5 protein-coding genes are annotated in these 4017 nt (G+C 57.3%); 2 read left to right on the top strand and 3 right to left on the bottom strand.

Annotation, left to right across the window (positions count from 1 at the left end):
- Positions 1-279 precede the first annotated feature (279 nt).
- Positions 280-627 carry a helix-turn-helix domain-containing protein gene (locus tag Q0072_RS10375; RefSeq protein ID WP_298329444.1) on the top strand — a complete coding sequence of 116 codons (348 nt, stop codon included), beginning with the start codon at positions 280-282 and terminating at the stop codon, positions 625-627.
- Between the two features lie 32 nt (positions 628-659).
- Here the strand turns inward: Q0072_RS10375 and Q0072_RS10380 are convergent, their stop codons facing one another.
- Complete coding sequence (locus Q0072_RS10380) at positions 660-1763, bottom strand: Fic family protein (protein ID WP_298329447.1); 1104 nt, start codon at positions 1761-1763, stop codon at positions 660-662.
- A 655-nt stretch (positions 1764-2418) separates the two neighbouring features.
- Here Q0072_RS10380 and Q0072_RS10385 point away from each other — a divergent pair.
- A complete protein-coding gene (locus tag Q0072_RS10385) occupies positions 2419-2733 on the top strand; it encodes a hypothetical protein (RefSeq protein ID WP_298329450.1) in 315 nt (104 codons plus the stop codon).
- Positions 2734-2805: 72 nt separating this feature from the next.
- Here the strand turns inward: Q0072_RS10385 and Q0072_RS10390 are convergent, their stop codons facing one another.
- Complete coding sequence (locus Q0072_RS10390; RefSeq protein WP_298329454.1) at positions 2806-3420, bottom strand: VOC family protein; 615 nt, start codon at positions 3418-3420, stop codon at positions 2806-2808.
- Positions 3311-3865 carry a hypothetical protein gene (locus Q0072_RS10395; protein WP_298329456.1) on the bottom strand — a complete coding sequence of 185 codons (555 nt, stop codon included), beginning with the start codon at positions 3863-3865 and terminating at the stop codon, positions 3311-3313. Before Q0072_RS10395 ends, Q0072_RS10390 begins: the two co-directional genes overlap by 110 nt.
- Between the last annotated feature and the right edge of the window lie 152 nt (positions 3866-4017).

The raw sequence follows: 4017 nt of genomic DNA on the forward strand, positions 1-4017 counted from the left end.
AATTCCACGGGGTAACCTCGGTCCCGAAGCTTTCCGCTGATCGAACTGCGGCGAAACGGTAGCCGCAGACGGCAACGGGGCTATGAGGCCATCACCTCAGCGATGGCATCATGGCGCTTGCTCAGTGGAGGAGACGCGCCTGATGCCCGGTACTCGAAGCCCGCCGGTTGTCATGCTGATCCTTCTGAGCCCCAGCGGAAGGGACAGGCCCATGAAACCCCGACACCATCTTTACCCTGACGATGAACTGACAAACGAACTTGAGGCACTGGCTAGAAAATGCAGCGCGCCAAAGGCAACCACAAGGGAGGGCGCGAGATGACGGCGACAATTACTCAAAACACGCAGAAGCTAGCCTACCGCATTGACGAGGCCGTCAAGGCCAGCGGCTTGGGGCGGTCATTCCTGTACGAGCGCATGGCTGACGGATCGCTAAAGTCCGTCAAAATCGGCGGGCGTAGGTTGATACTGAGGGACGATCTTTTGCGATTTCTGTGCGGAGAAGTAGCCATCTCAGGTGAGGACGAGGCCTGCATCGTGAAACCAATGTTTGGGCCAAAGCCGAAGCCAGTAGGCCAGACCGGTGTCATTCCGATTGGTCAACCTGAACTCACTTGGCCGCGATAGACCTTATTCGACAACACCCGTTGTCCACGCCCTCACTCTGATACTAGAGAATAGCTTGTACTCCGCCCGCCCGATGCATCTCTGACAAGGATGCGGCGTTTGATCAGGTCTTCGATGTCACGGCTTGCCGTGTCCTGGGAACATTTGGCGATCAGCGCCCACTTTGAGGATGTCAGCTTGCCTTCGAATCCATCGAGGAGGCGGGTCAGCATCTGGCGTTGACGGGCATTGAGCGCGTTCACCTGGTGCGTTTCCCAGAACCGGGCTTTCGAAACAACTGAACCCAGCGTGGTTTCGGCCCCCACGAACGCGCGATCGAGGCAAGCCAGAAACCACCCGATCCAGCCGGTTATATCAAGGTCGCCCTTTTGCGTTTTCTCCAGCCGGTCGTAGTAGGCGGCGCGTTCGGCTCTGATTTGCGCTGACATGCTGTAGAACCGCTGTGCGCTCCTTTCGGACCGCGCTAAGGCCATATCCGCTATGGCGCGGGCGATACGTCCGTTCCCGTCTTCAAACGGGTGGATAGTGATGAACCACAGATGGGCAACAGCAGCGCGAATGACCGGATCAAGGTCCGCGCCCCCTTCGAACCATTTCAGGAAGGCTTCCATCTCTTCATCCAGCCGTGGTGCGTTCGGGGCTTCGAAGTGGATTCGCTCGCGCCCGATGGGGCCGGAAACGACCTGCATTGGCCCAGATGTGCCGTCACGCCATGCCCCGACAACGATCTTCGTCATCCCACTTCGACCCGTTGGAAACAAGGCGGCATGCCACCCGAACAGGCGTTCGGCGGTCAGTGGGGTGTTATAATGCTGTGTGGCATCCAGCATCATTTCGACGACGCCTTCGACGTTACGGTCAACCTGAGCTAAAGCGCCTATATCCATGCCGAGACGTCTGGCAATCGAAGAGCGAACCTGTTCTTTATCGAGAAGCTCACCCTCAATTTCGCTCGACTTCAAAACGTCCTCGGTGAGGGTCGTGAGAACCGCTTCTTCGCGCAGATTGAAGCCCAGTCCTTCCATGCGGCCTACGAGCCTGCCCTGGTTATGGCGCACGGACGCGAGCTGATCAGCGAGCGTCTCAGGGTTCCAGCGAAAGGCTGGCCAACCATCCTGTTCGTGAATATATTCCATTTCTCCGCACTCCTTGCGGAGATTGTGCGGCATATTCTCCGCGCAAGCAAGGGTTATTATCCGCATATTTTGCGGATAATAAGGGGTATATTCTCCGCACCCATTGGGTAACGAGACAGCGTGACGGCTTTTTAGAATATGCGCCCCTTGGTCACATCTCGACTACCCGCCCGATAATTTACGACTGTTGGCCTTTGATTTTAATTTATCTGTATGCGGATTATATGCGTTTCCGTTGTCTGAGGGCCTCGTGGATGAGTGCAGTCATACACGAGCGGGCATGGATAGTTGCCTTCGATTGACGAAGCAGATAATGTTCGCAGAAGGCAGAGATTTTTCGTTGGCACCGCGCTCAGGCCGACGAAAATCCGAACCGTAACCCACTTGCAACATAAAGCGCGTGGGTAACGGTGTGGGTAACGAGAGTGAGCTGAAATGGCTCAAATTTCTGAAATCAAACAACTATTTCTAAAATTTGAGTCCTCTCTTGGCACCAATCAGCTTCAAAACCCGCCGAAAGGCGGGTTTTTTGCTTTTTAGCGCTCCTACCCAAAAGACCCCGGATGCTGAAAAAAGCGCAGCCTTGCGGGCGGGCGCTTCACTGCTTAGGGTGGTGCCATCCACAGCCTGACTTGACTTGAGCCGAAGGACGCGCATGGCCTTTGCGAAAATGCTCGACAATGACGATTCCGGGCGCATCAAATGGTGGCTGAGGAACCCTGAAAATGAGAAGTGGGCGACGCGGCTGATCCTGCCGACAGGTAAACGTTTCTTCCCGGACTTCGTCGTCGGCGTGGCGGGACGAAACACCCCCGACAATATCGCCCTTGTCGAGATCAAGGATGACGGGGATACAGGCCGACTGCAATCGGACAGCAATGCCATCAAAATCCGCAGTGTGCACCGTGAGTACAGAAAGGTTTTCTGGTCATTTCAGGAGCCAGACGGGATTTTTGTGAAGGCGGTTTAGAACGACTCCCATAACCGGATTTTTAGTGCCGGGCCGTTCGAGATTGCGGATATGGTCTTTATTTAGACGGCTCTAAACCCGCAGCAACCCCTTGCGCATCTGATCCAGTCCGGCGGCCTCCATCAGGGCCTGTACGTTGCCGCCGCCAAAGCCCGTGTGGCCTTTGCGCTGGATGATCTCGAAAAAGAGCTGACCGACGCCCGTTTCGCAGAAGGCCTGTAGCAAAATACCTTCGCGGCGGGCATTGCCGTCGATCAGCACGCCGTTGTGGCGCAGCCGCGCGACGTCTTCTTCGTGGTGCGGGACGCGCGCAGCCATCAGGTCGTAATAGGGCTCAGGCACAGCCTGAAAGCGCACGCCGCGGGCGCGCAGGGCTTCGACCGTGGCGTGGATATCGAAGGTTTCCAGCGCGATATGCTGCACCCCTTCGCCGCCGTTTGCCTCCAGAAAGGCCTCGGTGGCGCTGTAGGCTGAGCGGCTCTCGTTCAGCGGGATGCGGATGGGGCCCTGCGGGCAGATCAGGGCCTGCGTCTCCATGCCCGTGGCGTGGGCGTCAAGGTCGAAATAGCGTTGCGATTCAAAGCCCAGCACGCGCACGTAAAAATCGGCCCAGGTCTGCATCTGGCCCTTGCGCAGAGCGTAATTGAGGTGATCGACGCCGATCAGGCCGGCGCCCTGCACCTGCATGATGGGCGGCCTGTGCAGGGCGCGCCAACCATCGAACAGGTGCCCGCTCAGGTGCGTGTCGTCGATCAGGTAGATCAGCGTGCCGCCAACCCCCCCTGAGCACCGGGACGTCTTCGGCAAAGGGCGTCATCGGGCCTTCGACGGCTTCGGCGCCGTTCTGTAGCGCCAGTCGCCGGGCGCGCTGCGCATCGCGCACGCGCAGCCCCATGCCGCACACGCCCGGCCCGTGTTGCGCCGCAAAGGCGGCGTGTCCAGAGGGTTCGGCATTGACCACAAAACGGATAGAGCCCTGAATATACAGGCTGACGTTTTGCCAGTTATGCCGCGCGGTTTCGACAAAGCCCAGCCGCTCAAAGGCATCGGCCTGCGCATCCGCCTGCGGGGAGGCGAACTCGACGAAGGCGATCCCTTCCAGTCCCAGAGGGTTTTCGCAGCTGAAAGCCATTTGAGCGCTTTCCGAAAAGTGTGACGCACTTTTCGGATAAAAAAGCGCGTTAAACCAAAAAATTTAGAGCGCTATTTCGATTCAGAATGAACGAAATACGCTCTAATTCGCGATTTCTCGAATTGTCCTACAATTACAGGAAACGAGAAATC

The organism is Asticcacaulis sp. (assembly GCF_027484505.1).
Classification (GTDB): domain Bacteria; phylum Pseudomonadota; class Alphaproteobacteria; order Caulobacterales; family Caulobacteraceae; genus Asticcacaulis.